This is a genomic window from Sphingorhabdus sp. 109 (genome assembly GCF_902506555.1).
Taxonomy (GTDB): domain Bacteria; phylum Pseudomonadota; class Alphaproteobacteria; order Sphingomonadales; family Sphingomonadaceae; genus Parasphingorhabdus.
The window spans coordinates 2,537,175-2,556,380 of the sequence record NZ_LR732707.1 but is presented as its reverse complement, the minus strand read 5'-3'; the positions used below and the strand labels follow the sequence as shown (position 1 = coordinate 2,556,380).

General features: G+C 60.2%; 17 protein-coding genes. 11 read left to right on the top strand and 6 right to left on the bottom strand.

Annotated elements, in window-relative coordinates; genetic code table 11:
- Positions 1-2: 2 nt before the first annotated feature.
- The 3 genes from BOSE62_RS11985 to BOSE62_RS11975 form a co-directional block, all read right to left on the bottom strand.
- Complete coding sequence (locus BOSE62_RS11985) at positions 3-2,210, bottom strand: xanthine dehydrogenase family protein molybdopterin-binding subunit (RefSeq protein ID WP_159646518.1); 2,208 nt, start codon at positions 2,208-2,210, stop codon at positions 3-5.
- 3 nt (positions 2,211-2,213) lie between these two features.
- Entirely contained in the window at positions 2,214-2,693 is a 480-nt protein-coding gene (locus BOSE62_RS11980) for a (2Fe-2S)-binding protein (protein ID WP_159646516.1), read from the bottom strand.
- Positions 2,694-2,813: 120 nt separating this feature from the next.
- Positions 2,814-3,554 (bottom strand): DUF7544 domain-containing protein, encoded by a 741-nt coding sequence (locus BOSE62_RS11975; RefSeq protein WP_159646514.1) that lies wholly within the window; start codon positions 3,552-3,554, stop codon positions 2,814-2,816.
- A gap of 187 nt (positions 3,555-3,741) precedes the next feature.
- Here BOSE62_RS11975 and BOSE62_RS11970 point away from each other — a divergent pair, with 187 nt between their 5' ends.
- The 9 genes from BOSE62_RS11970 (at position 3,742) to BOSE62_RS11930 (ending at position 13,804) form a co-directional block, all read left to right on the top strand.
- Positions 3,742-4,377, top strand: coding sequence for a hypothetical protein (locus tag BOSE62_RS11970; protein WP_159646512.1), 636 nt, complete (start codon positions 3,742-3,744; stop codon positions 4,375-4,377).
- Entirely contained in the window at positions 4,374-5,669 is a 1,296-nt protein-coding gene (locus tag BOSE62_RS11965) for a DUF4350 domain-containing protein (protein WP_159646510.1), read from the top strand. The genes BOSE62_RS11970 and BOSE62_RS11965 overlap by 4 nt, the downstream gene beginning before the upstream one ends.
- A complete protein-coding gene (locus tag BOSE62_RS11960; RefSeq protein WP_159646508.1) occupies positions 5,651-6,607 on the top strand; it encodes an AAA family ATPase in 957 nt (318 codons plus the stop codon). Before BOSE62_RS11965 ends, BOSE62_RS11960 begins: the two co-directional genes overlap by 19 nt.
- Complete coding sequence (locus BOSE62_RS11955; RefSeq protein ID WP_159646506.1) at positions 6,604-7,926, top strand: DUF58 domain-containing protein; 1,323 nt, start codon at positions 6,604-6,606, stop codon at positions 7,924-7,926. The genes BOSE62_RS11960 and BOSE62_RS11955 overlap by 4 nt, the downstream gene beginning before the upstream one ends.
- Positions 7,923-8,945, top strand: coding sequence for a stage II sporulation protein M (locus tag BOSE62_RS11950; RefSeq protein WP_236553998.1), 1,023 nt, complete (start codon positions 7,923-7,925; stop codon positions 8,943-8,945). Before BOSE62_RS11955 ends, BOSE62_RS11950 begins: the two co-directional genes overlap by 4 nt.
- Entirely contained in the window at positions 8,942-9,913 is a 972-nt protein-coding gene (locus BOSE62_RS11945; RefSeq protein ID WP_159646505.1) for an RDD family protein, read from the top strand. Before BOSE62_RS11950 ends, BOSE62_RS11945 begins: the two co-directional genes overlap by 4 nt.
- 85 nt (positions 9,914-9,998) lie before the next feature.
- Positions 9,999-11,195, top strand: a complete 1,197-nt coding sequence (locus tag BOSE62_RS11940; RefSeq protein WP_159646503.1) for an acyl-CoA dehydrogenase family protein — start codon at positions 9,999-10,001, stop codon at positions 11,193-11,195.
- Between the two features lie 24 nt (positions 11,196-11,219).
- A complete protein-coding gene (locus BOSE62_RS11935) occupies positions 11,220-12,353 on the top strand; it encodes an acyl-CoA dehydrogenase family protein (RefSeq protein WP_159646501.1) in 1,134 nt (377 codons plus the stop codon).
- Between the two features lie 149 nt (positions 12,354-12,502).
- Positions 12,503-13,804 carry a spinster family MFS transporter gene (locus tag BOSE62_RS11930; RefSeq protein ID WP_159646499.1) on the top strand — a complete coding sequence of 434 codons (1,302 nt, stop codon included), beginning with the start codon at positions 12,503-12,505 and terminating at the stop codon, positions 13,802-13,804.
- Here the strand turns inward: BOSE62_RS11930 and BOSE62_RS11925 are convergent.
- The gene (locus BOSE62_RS11925; RefSeq protein WP_159646497.1) at positions 13,793-14,533 is read right to left on the bottom strand and encodes an SDR family NAD(P)-dependent oxidoreductase; all 741 of its coding nucleotides are present in this window, start codon (positions 14,531-14,533) and stop codon (positions 13,793-13,795) included. The two genes, BOSE62_RS11930 and BOSE62_RS11925, sit on opposite strands and share 12 nt — an antisense overlap.
- Before the next feature lie 87 nt (positions 14,534-14,620).
- Here BOSE62_RS11925 and BOSE62_RS11920 point away from each other — a divergent pair, with 87 nt between their 5' ends.
- Together BOSE62_RS11920 and BOSE62_RS11915 are read left to right on the top strand one after the other, a co-directional pair.
- Positions 14,621-15,391, top strand: a complete 771-nt coding sequence (locus BOSE62_RS11920) for an SDR family NAD(P)-dependent oxidoreductase (protein ID WP_159646495.1) — start codon at positions 14,621-14,623, stop codon at positions 15,389-15,391.
- Between the two features lie 69 nt (positions 15,392-15,460).
- Positions 15,461-16,777 (top strand): spinster family MFS transporter, encoded by a 1,317-nt coding sequence (locus tag BOSE62_RS11915; protein ID WP_159646493.1) that lies wholly within the window; start codon positions 15,461-15,463, stop codon positions 16,775-16,777.
- A gap of 4 nt (positions 16,778-16,781) precedes the next feature.
- Here BOSE62_RS11915 and BOSE62_RS11910 read toward each other — a convergent pair whose 3' ends face one another.
- Positions 16,782-17,555 (bottom strand): SDR family NAD(P)-dependent oxidoreductase, encoded by a 774-nt coding sequence (locus BOSE62_RS11910; RefSeq protein WP_159646491.1) that lies wholly within the window; start codon positions 17,553-17,555, stop codon positions 16,782-16,784.
- Between the two features lie 25 nt (positions 17,556-17,580).
- Positions 17,581-19,182, bottom strand: coding sequence for an FAD-dependent oxidoreductase (locus tag BOSE62_RS11905; protein ID WP_268893918.1), 1,602 nt, complete (start codon positions 19,180-19,182; stop codon positions 17,581-17,583).
- Positions 19,183-19,206: the final 24 nt, after the last annotated feature.

The following is a 19,206-nucleotide window of genomic DNA, read 5'->3' as shown; positions in this document are numbered from 1 at the left end:
GGTCAGGCAAAATCATGCTTGGCAATAGGCAGTGCGCGAATCCGTTTGCCCGTGGCCGCAAATATCGCGTTGGTAACGGCCGGTGCAATGGGTGGCAGGCCGGGTTCCCCGCCACCGCCCAGACGTTCGTGATCGCCATTGATCAGCGCCACTTCCACCTCCGGCATCTCGTCGATCCGCAGCATCCGATAATCGTGGAAATTGCTCTGCTGGACCGCGCCGTCCTTGAGCGTGATGTCGCCATAAAGCGCAGCGGTCAGGCCGTAGACGATGCCGCTTTCCATCTGCGCGGTAAAACCGTCGGGATTGACGACAAAGCCGGGATCGGCGGCGACATAGACTTTCGTCACCTTCGGCTTGGGCCCGCTCATGTCGACTTCGGCGACCTGTGCGACAATCGACCCGAAGGACGGCACAAAGGCGATCCCCCGGCCATGTTTCTCGGGCAGCGCATTGCCCCAGCCCGACATTTTCGCAGCGGTGTCGAGCACTTTCAGATGGCGCGGCGATTCTGCCAGCAGTTCGCGGCGAAAGGCATAGCCGTCCTTGCCGGCGGCATCGGCCATTTCGTCGACAAAGGATTCGATGAAGAAGCCGTGCTGGCTGTGATCGACCGAACGCCAGGGGCCGAAGCGCAGATGCATCGGCACATCGACCTTGCGGATCTTGTGACTGGCGATGTTGTAGTAAGGCACGGTGGGCGCGTCTGCGGGATCAAAGAGATGGGTGTGGATATTGTCCCAGCTGACCAGCTTTCCATCCTTGTCGAGCCCGCCCTTGAAGCGACTGGTCGCCGACGGGCGATAATGATCCTGCGCCGTGTCTTCTTCCCGCGACCAGATCATCTTGACCGGATAGCCGGTGGCCTTGGCGATCCGCGTTGCCATGATGATCGCATCATTGTCGGACCGGCGTCCGAAACCGCCGCCGAGATAGCCGTTATGATAGGTCACATCCTCGAACGCGAGACCGGCGGCATCGGCGGCGGCCTGGCGCGCGTTGACGGGAGCCTGATGGCCCGACCAGACATCGCATTTGCCATCGCGCACCCAGGCGGTGCAGTTCATCGGCTCCATCGTTGCATGGGCGAGGAAGGGCACTGTATATTCGGCTTCCACCTTGGTTGCGGCCTCGGCAAAGCTTTGGACTGCATCGCCCGCTTCGGTCTGCGTATCGCCGCCGTCTTCACCGGCTTCATCGAGAGCGGCGGCGTAGCGGGCAAAGATCGCGTCTTGATCAAGGCCATCGCCTTCGGTTTTGCTATAGCGGGTGTCGATACTGTTCAGCGCCTGCTGCGCCAGCCAATAGCTGTCGGCCACCACGGCGACAAAATCGCCCATGTTGAGAATCTGCAGCACGCCCGGCATGGTTTTGGCGGTGCTTGCATTCATCGATTCAACCGTGGCACCGATGACCGGTGGGGCCTTGACCGCTGCATATTTCATTCCCGGGACATCGGCATCAATGCCGAATATCGCGCTGCCATCGACTTTCGCCGGAATATCGTGGCGGGCCATTGGCTGGCCCATGATCTTGTAATTGTCCGGTGATTTGAGCTTAGGTTTGGCGGGGAGGCTTTGCTCTGCGGCGGCGCGGGCAAATGCGGCAAAGGGTTCGGACTTGCCGCTCCTGGCATGGATGACCATGCTGTCTGCCGCGGTGATCTCGCTTTCCGGAACCTGCCATTCGCTCGCCGCTGCCGCCACCAGCATTTCGCGGGCTGCGGCACCGGCGGTGCGCATCGCGCGCTGGCCGGTGGCGCGCACCGAATAGCTGCCGCCGGTGAACTGCAGACCCATGGCCTGCGCCAGTTCCAATATGCCGCCCGCGACCGTCGGTTCCAGCAGCGCTGGCACCTGCAGATTGGGAAACAGAAAATCGCGACCGATCGAATCGGATACATATTGCATGTCAGCGGGCGCTTCGAGAATCTGCACCTTGTTCCAGTCGGCATCCATCTCGTCCGCCAGCATCTGGGCGAGCGCCGTATGGACGCCCTGCCCCATTTCGACATGCGGGATGACAGCGGTGACGACATTGTCGGTATCCACCTTCACCCAGGCGTTGAGCAGCTGTTCATTCTCGCCATTGGCGAGCAGCGGACCCAGTTCGTCGATCGGATTGCCCTGACGGACGGCAACGCCGACGATCAGAGCACCACCGGCTGTGACGCCGGCTCCGATGAACGCGCGTCTTGACCATTTGCCCATGATCTACGCCTCCACTTGTGCGGGTTGATCGATATCGGCGGCGGCCTTGATCGCTCTGCGTATCCGGCCATACATGCCGCATCGGCAGACATTGCCTGCCATGGCTTCGTCGATCTGCGCGTCGGTCGGCCGGGGATTTTTTTCCAGCAGCGCGACAGCCGACATGATCTGTCCGGACTGGCAATAGCCGCATTGCGGTACCTGCGCCTCGATCCACGCCTGCTGCACCTTGTGCAAGGTGCCGTCTTCGCTGGCGAGGCCTTCGATCGTGGCGATCGTCTTGCCTTCGGCGGCAGAAAGGGACGTCGAACAGCTGCGCACCGGCTTGCCGTCGAGATGCACCGTACAGGCACCGCACTGGGCGATGCCGCAACCGAATTTGGTGCCGGGCATCTTCAGATTCTCTCGTATAATCCACAATAAGGGCGTCGCCGGGTCGGCGTCGACCTCCCGGGGCTGACCGTTGACATTCAGCTTGATCATGGAATTTTCACCCGGACTATTAAATGGCAATTTGCAACTTATAGCGCAGGGTCTGCCTCAAGCCAAGCGGCCTTTGGGCTATAGCCCGGATCCCGCGCCAAGCCGGCCGGATGGTCCGGATCAGGCAAAAATTTCGGCGAGCGTACTGGTATCGGTGCCCTCTTTCGCGGTGCGCAAATCAACGTAGATCGATGCGACGCCGGCGCCCTGGATCGCGCCGGTAACAGTGTTGCTGACCAATGTGATGATCGCCAGTAATATAGTGCTGAGCGATCCGATGAAGGCAACAAACAGCCCGAAGACAACCGCCAGCACAAAGAAGATGATCAGCAGCACGAAAATCATCCCTTTCGATCCCGAGGTCAATTCGGCGCTGCGCTTCAGAGAGTCGATTACTCCGCGGTCTTCGGCCATCATCACCGGAGTCGCTACAATCCACATCAGGTAGAGAATGACACCGGGAACGACGAGCAGCATCATGCCCAATCCGACGCCCAGAGCGACAACGATGCCGAGACCGATCAGGGGCAGCAGTTTTTTCAGGGCCTTTGCAAAACAATCGGCCAGGCTGAGCGGCTTGCCGCCGAGGTCGTTCAGCGTGGCCACGATCAGGGTCGCCTGCAACAGGATGGAAAGCAGCATCAGGACGATGAACCCGACCCCTTGTGCCGAATAGCTGGATGCGACAGCAAATCCGTCTGCGCCGGTGGTGAAGCTGCCCTGTGCGGTTTGCAGCAACGCATTGGGGATGCCGATGATCAGGAATGAAAGGCCAAGATAGATCAGGGGATGGCGCATGATCACGCCAAATGTATTGTTCAGCACCCGACTGATATCGATTTTACCTGTTGGTTCGGCCATTTTTCTTTCCCCCTATATCAAGCAACCGACAGATTATTTGCTCCCTACTGTCGCTTGACCGACAGGCTGGCATATTTTTTATCGCGGGTAAAGTTGAACTGCCAATCTTATCTTCGCTCTTGCCCCATCATTTGGATTCTGCAACACCGGAGCGGTGGTAAAAGTAGCGCAAGGCAAGGGGAATGAAGTGAGCGCTTCTTTTGACGATGCGTGGGACGGCATGCGTGCCGATTCCGATATCCAGTTCACCCCCGCTGCCAGTCCCGCGCCGCCGGAGCTCCCGCAATGGTGGCTGGACTTTCTGGACTGGCTTGGTGCCTTCCTCTCACCCCTGTTTGAAGCCATAGGATCGGCCTGGCCGATATTGCGCATATTGCTGCTGCTGTTGCTGGCGGCCGGTGTGCTGACCTTGCTCTGGATAATATTGGCACCCTATGTCGAACAGTGGCGCAGCCGCACGCCCGTGGCCGAAACAGTCTGGCAACCGGCCCCGGAGGACGCACGCGAATTGCTGGCCGAGGCGGAGGCACTGGCTGCAAAAGGGCGGTTTGAAGAGGCCGTCCACCTGCTGCTCTATCGCAGTATTGCCGATATCGAAAAACATCGTCCGAATCTGTTGCGACCGTCAAGCACGTCGCGCGAGATCGGGCGCTTTGACAGCCTGCCCGATGCCTCGCGCGCGATGTTTGCGGTAATTGCCAGCCAGGTCGAGCGCGGCCTGTTTGCGGCCTTGCCGGTTGACGAGCAAGGCTGGCTGGAATCCCGCGAGGCTTATGCCGGCTTTGCCCTCGGCAAGGGCCGGCCGGCGGAAGTTGCGGGATGAGCGTGCAGGCCAATCCCTTTCAGCGGACGACGATCATCATCATGTTCGCGGTCAGCTTTGCCGCGTTCATCGCCTTGCTTTACGGGCTTGGCATGGGCGACCGTCTGGCTTCGGGCAAGAATGGCGATGCGCATGGCGCGTCCAACAGCATTGTCGGCTACCGGGCGCTGGCCAGTCTGCTCGAGAAGACCGGTGTGCCGGTGCAATATTCGCGCTCACCTGCGGGTATGGACAATGAGGGGTTGATGATATTGACACCCGGACCATTTGTACCGCCCGAAGATATTGACGCGGTGATCCAACAGCGCTCCTATATCGGGCCAACGATGGTGATCCTGCCGAAATGGCAGGTCGCAAGAAGCGATAGGCTGAAAAAAGGCTGGGTGGTGCGCAACGACCCGTGGGACGGGACTGTGGGCGAGGCACTGTTACAGGACGTGGCCAAGGTCAGCATCAGCGTCGATGGCAAGGCCGGCTCCGGCCAATCCCTGGTCTCGGCGGTCGGCGCGGGCGTGAAAACGCCGGAACATCCGATCAGCATCAAGGGAGAATTGCTCCGCACGGTGGTCCGCGGGCCATTGCCTGGCAGCGCGCTGGTTGCCTATCTTGATGATGGCGGTGTCTATGCGCAGCTCGACCGGCTTGATGAATCGCACATCACCGAAAAAGAGGAGATCGATGCCTCCCTCTTTCCGGTGGTGATCGTCGGCGACGCCGACTTGCTCAATAATGCGGGCATGGCCGACAAGCCGACGGCCCGCCACGCGCTTGCGCTGGTCAAGGCAGTATCCATCGCGGCCGATGGTGGCGTAACCTTTGATCTGACCTTTAACGGTCTTGGAGGCGCGGAAAATCTGCTCACACTGGCGTTCACGCCACCATTTCTTTCGGCGACCATCTGTCTGATCACCGCCGCGTTGGCCGCAGCCTGGATGGCCTTCAACCGGTTCGGTCCGCCGGTTCGTGAGCAACGCAGCCTGGACTTCGGCAAGACCGCGCTGGTCAACAACAGCGCCGCGTTCATCAACCGGATGCAGCGCGGATATCTGGTAACCGACCCTTATGCCGGAATGATCCGTGCGCAAGCGGCCGAAGCGGTCGGCATCAGCCCGCAGGCCGATGACAAGGAAATTCTCGAGCGGCTGGATGAACTGGGAGAGAGCGAAGGCAACCGTTTCTCGGCCCTGTTCCACCAGCTTGTTCGTGCCCGCAAGCCACAAGATATTGCCGAAGGAGCTGCGGCCCTACACGCCTGGAAAAAGGAAATTATCGGATGCAGATCGACGAACTGAAAACGCTGGCGGACAATATCCGCGGTCAGGTGGCCAGGGCGATAGTCGGGCAGGAAGAGATTGTCGATCATTTGCTGATCGCGCTCTTTTCGTCCGGCCATGTCCTGCTCGAAGGGCCGCCGGGCACGGCGAAGACATTTCTGGCGCAATGTTTCTCGGCCACCTTGGGCCTCAACTTCGGCCGGATCCAGTTTACCCCCGATCTGATGCCCGGGGACATTATCGGCTCCAACCTGTTCAATTTCCAGACCAGCAGTTTCACGCTGACGCGCGGTCCGATCTTCTGCGATCTGCTGCTCGCTGATGAAATCAACCGTACCCCGCCGAAAACCCAGGCGGCGATGCTGGAAGCGATGCAGGAACGCTCTGTCACCATTGATGGCGAGACTCATGCGCTCGGCTCGCGCTTCATGGTGGTTGCCACCCAGAATCCGATCGAGCAGCAGGGTGTCTATCCGCTGCCCGAGGCGCAGCTTGACCGGTTCCTGTTCAAGCTGTTGATCGCATATCCCGATGCCGAGGAAGAAAAGAAAATCGTTAGCCGTTATGGCGAGCGGATCGGCGGGCAGGCAGCGAAGGATTTTGAGATCGAACAACAGGTCGACAGTGCAACCCTGGCTGCGGCAACCGGAGCGGTGCAGTCGGTGAAACTGGTCGAGGATGTCGTCGATTATGTCGTGCGGCTGATCCGGGCGACGCGCGAAACCGCCGATCTGGAGAACGGCGCCAGTCCGCGCGCCGCGATCATGCTGGCCCACGCCGCCCGCGCCCGCGCCGCAATCTCCGGCCGGGACTATGTTATCCCCGATGATGTGAAGGCGCTGGCGCCATCCGTCTTGCGCCACCGGACGATATTGTCGCCCGCCGCCGAGATCGAGGGCCGGCAGGTTGACACTATTATCAACGATCTGGTTGAACGGACGGAAGCGCCGCGTTGAATTTCTATCCGACCCGGCGAGCCGTCTGGCTCATCGCTCTCGGCGCGCCAATTTCCGCGATTCTGGCGGCGATTACCCCGGCGCTATGGGCCGTCGGTGCCGCCTGGGCGGTGATGTTGCTGCTGCTGCTGCTATTCGATGGACTGGTTGCGGCAAAGTCCGAAGATGTTCGGCTGGCGGTGCCCCCCAGTGGTGAAATCGGTGCTCCGCTGCAACTGGCGCTGGCGGCGGAATTCTCCGGCAGGATTGCCCCGCGCAGTCTGTCGGGCAATCTCGGGCTGGACGAACGCCTGGCCGAGAAGGGAACGGTTACTTTCGAGCTGGAAGGCAACGGCGCGGCCGACGGTGTCTTCTCGGGCCAAAGCACCATCATTCCTGTCCGTCGCGGCACCGGCCGGATCGGCAGGCTCTGGCTGAGATGGAGCGGGCCGCTGGGTCTGGCCTGGCGGCAGATCCAGAAACAGAGCAAGCAGAACGTGGCCGTGCTGCCGAATATATCAGCCATTCGCAGTCCGACGATCCAGATGTTCCTGCGCGATTCCATATTCGGGTTGCTGGCCCGCAAGTTCAGGGGAGAAGGCAGCGAGTTCGAAGCTCTTGCCGAATATCAGCCGGGTATGGACCGGCGCAGCATCGACTGGAAAGGATCGGCGCGGCACAGCAAATTGCTGGCCAAGGAATATGATACCGAGCGAAACAACCAGATCATCTTTGCGCTGGATTGCGGTGCGGCGATGTGCGAACCGATAGATGGCCTGCCGCGCATCGACCGGGCCGTGTCGGCTGCATTGCTGACCGCCTATATCACGCTGAAGGCAGGCGACCGGACCAGCCTGTTCAGTTTTGCCGCGAGACCCGAATTGTCGACGCCTTTCCTATCGGGCAGCCGCAATTTCTTCCGGCTGCAGCAGGAAGCCGCGCGCATCGATTACCGCCATCAGGAGAGCAATTACACCTTGGCGCTCTCGACCTTGCAAAGCCGGCTTCAGCGCCGCTCGCTCATCGTCATTTTCACCGACTTTACCGATCCCACCGCGGCTGATCTGATGCTCGAGGCAGCGGCGCGGCTGATCGACCGGCATCTTGTGCTGTTCGTGATATTGCAGGACCGGGAGTTGGCCGGAATCATCAACAAGGCTCCCGAAAGCGCCGAGGATGTCGCCCGGGCTGTGACAGCGCAGAATCTGCTTGAGCAGAAAAATCTGGTGCTGACCAAGCTCCGGCATATGGGCATTGACGTGATTGAGGGGGCGTATCAGGACATCGGGACAAGGCTGATCAATACCTATCTCAAAATCAAACGACGGGGTAGCCTGTGAGCAGCGAACAGGCCCTGAACGCCGCGCTGCTGCGCAGCGATCGCTTCCGCCTGGAACGGGAAACTGACTGGACCCGGCTGGAATCGATCGTCAGTAAAATGGAAAAGGGCAAGGCCGGCCAACTGACCGACGAGGATGTCCTGGCGCTACCGACGCTTTACCGGACGCTGCTGTCCAGCCTGTCGATCGCCCGGGAAAATTCGCTCGACGCCGGCCTGATAGACTATCTTGAGGGGTTGGCACTGCGCTCCTATTTCATGGTCTACGGCACACAGACCAGTTTCGGTCGCTGGCTCGGGAGCTTTTTCGGCGGGGGGTGGAGCCGGGCGGTACGCGCGATCCAACCAGATATCTGGATTGCCCTGCTGGTGATGATTGCCGGCGCGGTGATCGGCTATATTCTGGTCGCTGGCAACAGCGACTGGTTCTACGCACTGGTACCGGGAAATTTTGCCGATGCCCGGGTGCCGGGGGCGAGCGAACAAGCCCTGCGTGAAACACTGTTCGGGGCGCACGACGGAGACGGTCTCGCGGTTTTTGCGGCTTTTCTGTTCAGCAACAATGCGCAGGTTGCGCTGCTCGCTTTTGCTCTGGGTTTCGCCTTTGCCATCCCCAGTATATTGCTGCTGATTCACAATATGGCGTTGCTCGGGGCCATGCTCTGGGTCTTTGCGCAGCGGGGGCTGACGATTGATTTTATCGGCTGGCTTTCGATTCACGGGACGACCGAACTGTTCGCGATCCTGCTGGCGGGGGCCGCTGGAATTCATGTCGGCCGATCGATAGCCTTTCCGGGAGCCAAATCGCACCTCAATGCCGCGAGTGACGCGGGAAAACGGGCGGCGCTGGTGATGGTCGGAGTCATTCTCATGCTGATTTGCGCCGGTCTGCTCGAAGGCTATGCGCGTCAATTGATTAACAATAGTATCGGACGTTTTGCCGTTGGTGGCGGGATGCTGTTTTTCTGGCTGCTCTATTTCTTCCGCTTCGGACGTCAAACGGGGAGGCCGGGGGCATGAGCAGCAAAGCCGCCGAGCCGTGGATCCGGCGATCGGCCAATCCCAAGCTCGACCGGGTCATGGTGACGCCCGAAGGCGTGTCGCTGAATGTCACGGTGGCCGCAGCCGGAGCAAGGGCCGGCGCGCTCGCGCTGGATATCATCATCATACTCGGGCTCATCGTTTTAGTGACAATAGGCGGGATGCTGCTGTTCTGGGGTTTCGGGCTGGCTTCTGCCGACAGTCTGGAAAATGCCAGCGGTCCTGTGCAACTGCTGGCGGTCCTCTGGCTCATTTCGGTTTTTCTGTTTCGCAACGCCTATTTTCTCTATTTCGAACTGGGTGATCGTGCTGCGACTTGGGGAAAGCGGGCGGTCGGTATCCGGGTGGCGGCCAGAAATGGTGGCCGTTTAACTGCGGAAGCGGTAATTGCCCGCAATATTGTCCGGGATATCGAACTGTTTCTGCCGCTGGTATTCCTGACCTCAGGGGAAGCCAGTGGTTCGCTGACGGATATGACCGCCTGGGCCGGTTTTCTCTGGGTATTGATGTTCCTGCTCTTTCCTTTGTTCAACAAGGACCGGCTGCGCGGCGGCGATGTGATTGCAGGGACCTGGGTGATCGAGAATGTGAAAAAGGATCTCGGGGATATTGTCGCCCCTGCAGCAGCATCATCCGACGAAGCAGCGCCCGCCGCACAATATCAATTTTCTGACGAAGACCTGTCGGTCTATGGCGAATATGAGTTGCAGACGCTGGAAAATGTCCTGCGTAGTGGCCAGGATGATGCGCTGGAAAGAGTAGCGGCCTCGATTTGTCAGAAAATCGGATGGGAACCCGGCAGCGGCGACGAGCGTATTTTTCTCGAGGCTTATTACACCGCGCTGCGTGCCCGGCTGGAACGCAGCATGAGATTCGGCCGGCGCCGCAAGGACAAGTTTTCGACCGAGCATCAGGCGGGGACTGGCGGCGATCCACGCTTGCCGTAGCGTCAGCTTAATTGCTCGGTTAATTGCTTGTTTTGCGCGGTTTTCAGCCTATAGTCCGGGCAAATTCTGACCAAGGAGCACTCCCATGAATCTGGAATTCACAGAAGAAGAAAAGGCCTTTCGCGCCGAAGTGCGTGACTTTATTGACAATAATTATCCGAAAGATATCGGGACGCGCGGTGTTCAGGATGAAATGAGCCGCGAGGATATGCTCGCCTGGCATAAGATTCTCGGCAAGAAAGGCTGGTCGGTTCCGGCCTGGCCAACCGAATATGGCGGCACCGGCTGGACCCCGACGCAGCGCTATATCTGGGGTGAGGAAAATGCCCGCAAGAACACGGTCATGCCGCTGCCTTTCGGCGTATCGATGGTCGGACCGGTGATCTACACATTCGGCAATGAAGAGCAGAAAGCCGAACATCTGCCCGGCATCCGTTCGGGTGATGTCTGGTGGTGTCAGGGCTATTCGGAGCCTGGTGCCGGTTCCGATCTGGCTTCGCTGAAAACCACTGCGGTACGCGATGGCGATGATTATATCATCAACGGCCAGAAAACATGGACGACGCTGGCGCAGCATGCCGACTGGGGTTTCTTCCTGTGCCGGACCGACTCCGATGCCCCGAAGCCGCAAATGGGCATCAGCTTCATCCTCGTCGACATGAATACGCCGGGTATCGAAGTGCGCCCGATCAAACTGATCGACGGTGGCTACGAGGTTAACGAAGTGTGGCTGACCGATGTCCGCGTACCGGCAACCAATCTGATCGGCGAAGAGAATAAGGGCTGGACCTATGCCAAGTTCCTGCTCGCGCATGAACGCTCCGGCATTGCCGGCGTGGCGCGGTCGAAGCGCGGCGTCGAACAGCTCAAGGAAATTGCTGCTGCCGAATTGCTCGACGGCAAGCCGCTGATCGAGGACATGGGCTTTGCCCAGAAAATCAGCCAGCTGGAAATCGATCTCTCGGCGCTGGAAATCACTGAACTGCGGACGCTGGCCGGCGAACAGGCGGGCAAGGGGCCGGGACCGGAAAGCTCTTTGCTGAAGGTCAAGGGTACGGAAATCCAGCAGCGGCTCACCGAGCTGACCCTGGAAGCGGTTGGCCATTATGGCACGCCCGATTTCCGCAGCTTCCCGGATGACGGGTCGAACGACTTTCCGATTGGTCCGGATTATGCCCATCACGCGGCACCGACCTATTTCAACATGCGCAAGACGTCGATCTACGGCGGGTCCAACGAGATCCAGCGCAACATCATCACCAAAATGATCCTCGGCCTTTAACCGGACCGACAGAGGGGAATTAACATGGATTTCGATTTTACCGACGAACAGAATATGGTGCGCGACGGCATTTCGCGCCTGATCCGCGAGGAATATGATTTCGATACGCGCCGTGGCGTGATCGAAAGCGAATCCGGCTGGCGGCCGGAGCTTTGGGCGCAGCTCGCCGAGCTGGGCATGCTGGCGGCCCCGTTTTCGGAAGAAGATGGTGGCTTTGGCGGCGCCACCGAAGCGATGATCATCATGGAAGAATTCGGCAAGGGCCTGGCGGTCGAGCCGTTTATTCCATCCGTGGTCTGCGCGGGCGGGGCCCTGAAACATGGTGGAAATGCGACGCAACGCGAAGAATATATCGGTGGTCTCATTTCCGGCGAGATGGTCTTTGCCTTCGCTTATGCCGAACCGCGCGGGCGCTATGACCTGGCCAATCTGGAAACGACGGCCAAGGCCGACGGCAGCGATTATATTCTCAACGGCCACAAGGCGGTTGTCATTGGCGCGCCCTGGGCGACGCATCTGGTCGTTACCGCGCGCACATCCGGCGGACAGAGCGACAAGGATGGTGTTTCCCTCTTCATCGTCGCCAAAGATGCACAAGGCGTCAGCACCCGGGACTATGCAACGGTCGATGGCCGCCGCGCTTCGGAAGTCTATTTCGAGAATGTCAAAGTCTCCGGCGATGCCCTGATCGGTGAGGCGGACAATGGCCTGCCCCTGATCGAGAAGGTCGTTGACGAAGCGACCGCAGCGGTCTGCGCCGAAGCGATCGGTGCGATGAAGGTCACCAACGAAACCACGGTCGAATATTCTCGCCAGCGCAAGCAGTTCGGCACCCCGATCGGTTCCTTTCAGGTCTTGCAGCACCGCATGGCCGACATGCTGATGGAATATGAACAGTCGGTGTCAATGTGCTATCTGGCGACGATCAAGCTCGACGAGGATGACGCAACGCGCAAGAAGAATGTCTCTGCAGCCAAGGTCCGTATCGGCCAGGCCGCGCGCTTCATCGGCCAGTCGGCGATCCAGACCCATGGTGGCATGGGCATGACCGACGAACTCGCGGTGGGCAGTTATTTCAAGCGCCTGTCTATCATCGAAGGCGAATTCGGCAGCGTTGACCATCATATGCGGCGACACATTGCACTAACCGCAGGTTAGGCGGGCATATCCGTTCGTGCTGCGACAGGCTCGGGACGAACGGTGCGGGTCTGCATGAATATTGCTCCTATCAAATAAGGGGATAGAGCCACGCTGGTTCTATCCCTTTTTTCGCGCTAGATCACAGGCATCCGTTGGAGAGGATGTTTATGAGTAAGTTATCTGACCAGACTTCCGGCGGGGTCTATCGATACTATGTTCTGATCATGCTGATGCTGACCTTCACGTTCAACATCACCGACCGTCTGGTGATGTCGATCCTGATCGAGGACATCAAGGCCGAATTCCTGCTGAGCGATACGCAGATCGGACTGCTCGCCGGTACCGCTTTCACCATATTCTATCTGCTGCTCGGCATTCCTGCCGGCCGGCTGGCGGATCGGACCAATCGCCGGACGATGGTGGCGATGGCGGTCTCGCTGTGGAGCATCATGGCGGCATTATGCGGCGCGGCCACCGGTTTCTGGACTCTGTTTCTGGCGCGACTCGGCGTCGGTGTCGGGGAAGCCGGTGGTGCGCCGCCGTCGGTATCGATCATTACCGACTATTTTGCGCCGCACGAACTGTCGCGTGCCATGGGTATCTTTACCGCCGGTGCTGTGCTCGGTCCGGTTCTCGGCTATTCGGCGGGCGGTTATCTGGCGTCCGAATATGGCTGGCGCTGGGCCTTCATCCTGCTGGGCCTGCCCGGCGTACTGCTGGGTATCATACTTTATCTGACCGTCAAGGAACCGGTGCGTGGCTGCTTTTTCCCGGCCGATGCGAGCGCGGCCGGTGTCGCGAAGCAGGAGCCGTTCAGGACAGCGATGCTCTCACTATGGCGCAACTCCGTCCTCGCTCGTGTGATCACGGCCAATGCCTTCGCCAATGTTCCGGCCTTCGCCTTCGCCATCTGGCTGGCGCCGATCCTGATACGCAAATTTGAGATCACTCAGGGAGAAGCCGGCCTCTATCTCGGCGCGGTTCTGTTCATTGGCGGCGTCCCCGGCATGATATTCGGCGGATTTCTGGCCGACCATCTGGCAAAGAGAACCCCGAAATGGCGTCCGTGGTATTGCGCCCTGGCGCTCGGCCTGACTCTGCCTTTCTGGGCCTCCTGCCTGCTTGCCGACAGCCTTCAATGGACGCTGGGCCTTTATATTGCCGGCTATATATTGCTCGTGTCCACCCAGGGTGCGGCCTATTCGATGATACAGTCCGCCGTGAAGCCGACCGAGCGCGGCACGGCCTCTGCCATCGGCAGCCTGCTGGCCAATCTGCTCGGCTATGCGATTGGGCCGGCGCTGATCGGCGTAATGAGCGACGGCTGGACGGATCAATATGGTGCGATGTCACTAAGCTATGCGGTCATGGTGACCGCAGTGGTCAGCCTGACGGTATCGGTCTGCCTGTTCTGGTGGACCAGCAGGGCGATGGCCGATACGCCGTCGGGGCTGGCGCTAGAGCAATAGTCCCCCGTCCGCGATGATCGTCTGGCCGACGATATAGCCGGCTAGGGGCGAGGCGAGGAACAGCACCAGTCCCGCCATATCATCGGGGTCGCCGATACGACCAAGCGGGATTGATCGGATGGTCGCCTCGCGCCGCTTGGGGTTTTCGGTCGTCACCTTGGTCATCTTGGTCGCGATCAGACCGGGGGCGACACCGTTGACCCGGATACCATCCGGCGCCCAGGCCTTGCCCAATGTGCGGGTCAGTCCGGCCGCACCGGCCTTGGAAGCATTATAGCCGGGATTACCGACGGTGGCGTGAAAGGCAGCCGTTGAACTGATGATGATCAGCGAGCCCTTTGCTTCTTTCAGAAGGTCGTAAAACTGGCCCGCACAGGTCATCAGGCTGTTGAGATTGACCTGCATGACTTTGGCGAAATTTTCCGGTTCGAATTCGGCGCGTTTGTATAAGACCATGCCTTGCGCGCAGACCAATATGTCTAGCCTGGTGAATTTCTGGCGCAATGCGATGATCGCGGCATCGTCACCGGCATCGAGCTGGTGATAAACCAGACCGGTCAGGTCTGAGCCTTCCGCGGGGCTATAGTCAGCTTCGCTGCTCCTTGTGCCGGTGACATGGACCTCGGCACCCCCGGCGCGAAAGGCCTGAGCGCTGGCATTGCCGATGCCACTTGAGCCGCCAATTATGCAAACGGTCTGCCCGGTAAAATCGATGGACATGTCTATCATTATTCTCTCCTATGCAATTGACTATTGGCTGACCATTTCGGGATCGTCTAGGGGTTGTTGAACATTCTATCCCGGAGCAGAAACATCATGGACATCCCCTTTTCGCTTGCAGGCCGCACCGCGCTGATCGCCGGTGCTTCATCAGGTTTTGGCGCGCGCTTTGCCAGTCTGTTTGCAGCGGCCGGCGCGAATGTCGTGCTTGGTGCGCGGCGGACGGACCGGACCGACGCCTTGGCGAAGGAAATTATTGATGTAGGCGGTCAGGCGCTGGCGGTGCCACTGGATGTTACCGACGAAGCGTCGATCATCGCTGCTTATGATGCTGCTGAAGCAAAATTTGGAACGGTCGATACGATTGTCGCCAATGCCGGTGTCGCCGCGAGCGGGCGATCAACCGAAGTGCCCGCCGACCGGTTGCAGATGCTGCTCGATACCAATTTCAAGGGCGTCTATCTGGTCGCCCGTGAAGGGGCCAAGCGACTGATCGCCAGCGGCAGCCGGGAGAAGGAAAACGGCCGGATCGTGATCATCGGATCGATCACCTCGCGGCTGACCGGGGAAGGCGACAGTGCCTATGCCGCGAGCAAGGCCGGCGTGACCCATCTCGGCCGTAACCTGGCGCGCGAATGGGTGCGGATGGGTGTGAATGTGAATACGATCCACCCGGGCTATATCCCAACCGAGATTCAGGGTGACTGGTACCAGACCGCAGGCGGCGAAGCGCAGATTGCCGGCTTCCACCGCCGCCGCTTGCAGGATATCGAATCACTCGATCCGATGATGCTCTATTTTTCCTCAGACGCGTCGAGGATGGTGACAGGGTCGGATATTGTCATCGATGACGGCCAGTCGCTCTGATCTGAAGAATAGGCAGCCCTAGCTAAACAAAGGGTGCCGGGAAGAAAATAATCCTGTCATAGCTGGCGGATGGTAGAGGACAATCGCCCCAACGAGGGCTTCGAGATTTCGGCAGACAATGGGTCTGCCTCGCGCCGGCGCGCCAATTACGCGCTCGCGATCCTGTTCATCGTCACGATGCTCAACTTTCTTGACCGGCAGGTGATCTCGATCGTCGCGGAACCGATCAAGCGCGATCTTGGCCTGTCGGACACGCAACTTGGCCTGATGACCGGCCTGTCCTTCGCAATTTTCTATACCACGCTGGCGATCCCGCTGGCGGCGCTGGCGGATCGCTGGAACCGTAGCCGAATCATCGCCATTGCCATTGCCATCTGGTCGCTGATGACGGTGCTATGCGGCATGGCGGGCAATTTCGTGCAGCTGTTTCTGGCGCGGGTCGGTGTCGGCATTGGTGAAGCGGGATCGGCGCCGGCGTCGCACAGTCTGATCGCCGACCTGTTCCCACCGGAGCGCCGGGCCGGCGCGCTCGGTATCATGGGGGCGGCGGTGCCGCTTGGTGCTTTCATTGCCTATGCCGGTGGCGGCTATATCACGGAAATGTTCAGCTGGCGGGCGGCGTTTCTGCTGGCCGGCCTGCCGGGCATCATAATCGCTCTGGTGATCTGGTTCACCGTGCCCGATCCGCGTGGCAAGGTCAGTCTGGCCAAGGCCTTTCAACCGGTGGCGGGCGAAATGACCTTGCGCGCCGCCCTGATCGAACTGTCGCGCAAACCCGCCTACTGGCATCTCGTGGCCGCAGGCGTTCTGGTGCAATTTATTTCTTATGGTCTGGCCAGTTTCTACGGCGGCCTGTTTGTCCGGGTGCACGGCATGAACTATGGCGAGCTTGGCTGGAAACTGGGCGTGATGGTCGGTTTGACCGGCGGATTCGGCGCCTGGTTCGGCGGCAAGACCGGCGATCTGATCGGCAAGCGGGATCCGGCCTTGCCCTTGCTGACAAGCGGGCTGGTGCTGGCGCTCGCCGCGCCCGGCATGATTGCCGCCATCTATGCCGACAATGCCAATATCGCGATCGCCCTGCTCGGTATCCCGACCTTTGCCGCGACCTTCTATTTCGGACCCAGTTTCGCCGCCGTCCAGACTCTGGCGAGTGACCGGACGCGGGCGATGGCGGTGGCAATCTATCTGATGATCGCAGGCCTCGTCGGATTGGGCATCGGTCCGGTCTCTGTCGGTGGCCTGTCCGACTATTTTGCCGGGGGTGATCGCGCGTTGGAGGCAAGCGCCTTGCAGCAAGCGCTCGCGGTGCTGGCGCTCTTCAACCTATGGGCGGGTTTCCATTATTGGCGTGTCTGGACGTGGATGAAGCGCCAACGCGCCTGAAAAATCACTTGCCGCCAGTAACATAGAGACATTGGCCCGTGACCCAGCTGGAGGCAGGCGACGCCATATAAACCACGGCGGCGGCAATATCCTCTTCCCGGCCGAAACGGGCCAGCGGAATCTGGAACTGCTTGAGCAGCGCTGCGCGTTTTTCTTCCGAATCAATGCCCATCGACTCGTCGAAATTCTCTGTCGGGATCGGGCCGGGCGCCACTGCGTTGACGCGAATTTTCGGCGCGAGTTCAAGCGACAGGCTTGCGGTCAGGCTGTTCACCGCCGCCTTGGAGGCGCCATAAGGCGCGTTCTTCACTTGCCCGCCGATTGCCGCGCGGGAAGAGATGTTGATAATCGCACCGCCGTTTTCGCCCATATGGCTGGCAGCGGCGACCGCACCCATCCAGACGCTCTTCAGATTGAGCTCAATCTGCGCGTCCCAGCTGTCTTCCGGCGTGCGGGTCAGATAGCGGGGCGTGCCATCGGGCAATCCGCCCGCATTGCTGACCCAGATCGTTAGCCGGCCCAGTTCCTCGACCGCGCGGTTGGCGAGATTTTCGAGAGCGGCGCGGCTGGTCACATCGGTCGGAACCGCGATGGCGCGGCGGCCCAGTGCGCGGATTTCTCCGGCCACCTTTTCCAGATCATCGGCGGAGCGCGCGGCGATGGCGACATCAGCGCCCGCTTCGGCCAGGCCGAGCGCGATCGCCCGCCCGATCCCCTTGCCGGCTCCGGTTACGACCGCGACTTCGCCGTCGAGTTTATACTGATCCAAAATACCCATTGTTACGCTCCCTTGATACTGCTGGTCACTGGTTGACCCGTTTGGCCGCTGCGCGACCGGCGATATAACCAAATGTCAGGGCCGGTCCCAATGTGCCGCCCGCTCCGGCATAGACACTGCCGGTGGGCGCGCCGATCACATTGCCGGCGCCAAACAGCCCGGCAATCGGTTCCCCATCGACGTCGACGATCTGCGCCTGTGCGTTGGTTTTCGCGCCGCCATTGGTACCAAGCGCCCCCATCCGGATTTCCACCGCATAAAAGGGGGCCTTGGTGACACCGCCCAATGTGGCTGCAGCACCGTCGCGGGAGCGGTCGCCGTAAAAGCGGTCATAGCCGGTCTTGCCGCGGCCGAAATCCTGATCATCCAGTTGCTCGGCCAGCTCGTTGAACCGGTTGACGGTGGCGGGGAGATTCTTCGCATCGACGCCGATTTGTGCCGCCAGCTCTTCGAGCGAACCGGCTTGTGCCACCCATTCCGGCAATGGCGTGCCGGGCATGATCGAAGAAAGCGGATAGCGCTCCCGATAGTGCGAGTCGAAGATCAGATAGGCGGGGAGATTGGGATAGGCATAGCTTGCCGGATCGAAGGCATGAAAGGCCCCCGCGAGCGCGGAATAATTGGCCGCTTCGTTGCAGAATCTCTTGCCCTCGCGGTTGACCATGATGCCGTGCGGCAGGGTCCTTTCGATCAGCACCGGCATGTTGCGGGTCTCGCCGCTTTGCCATTGTGCTTCGGGTATCGCGAGCGTGGGCACCCACCAGGCGCTGGTCATGTTGCCAAGACCCGCCCCCGCCGCCATTGCCATTTTAAGTCCATCGCCGCGATTGGTAGGTGGTGAAGCCGGTGCATCGAGCGGCCCTCGCAGAAAGGCATGTTTCACAGCGTCATTCCACTCGAATCCACCAGTGGCCAATATCACGCCATTGCGCGCCGTGATGGTCTCCCGCTCGCCGCCGCGTTCGACAATCGCGCCGGTCACCCGGCCATTCTCGACCAGCAGACGATAGCCGCCGCATCCCAGCACCGGCTCGATGCCGCGATCGAGACAGGCCTTAAGCAACCGCCCGACCAGCGCCTGGCCCCAGCCGCGCAGATCTTCGGTCTCGCGGCGCTGCATTTCTGCTGGATCAACCAAGCCGCTGCCGCCGCCGAGCGGCGTTTCGCGCAACATCATTCTGGGTGCCGGGCCATGGGCGAACACCCAGTCTTTCCACTGGCCGAGCGTCTTGAAGTCAAACAGCTCGTTGTCGAGCGAGCGGCCACCCGTTTTCGCGCCGGGGCGGTCCTCATAATAGTCCGGATAATCGGGCATCATCGTCAGCCTGATCGCATCCAAGCCGGTCAGAAAGGAGAGCATCGGTCCGGCTTCGGTGACAAAGGCAGACAGCACGGCTTCATCGATCTCGCCATGGTCGAGGGAGAGAAAATAGGCCAATGCATCGGCGCTGCTATCCTCTATGCCCTGCGCGGCCATCTGGTCATGATCGGGAAGCCAGACCACGCCGCCGGAGATCGCGGCGGTTCCGCCCAGCCGCTTCTGTTTTTCGATCAGCCGGACCGAGGCGCCGGATTCATGCGCGGCCAATGCGGCGGTCAGCCCCGCTGCCCCCGCACCGATGATCAGAACATCTGTCTCGCTATCGACTAT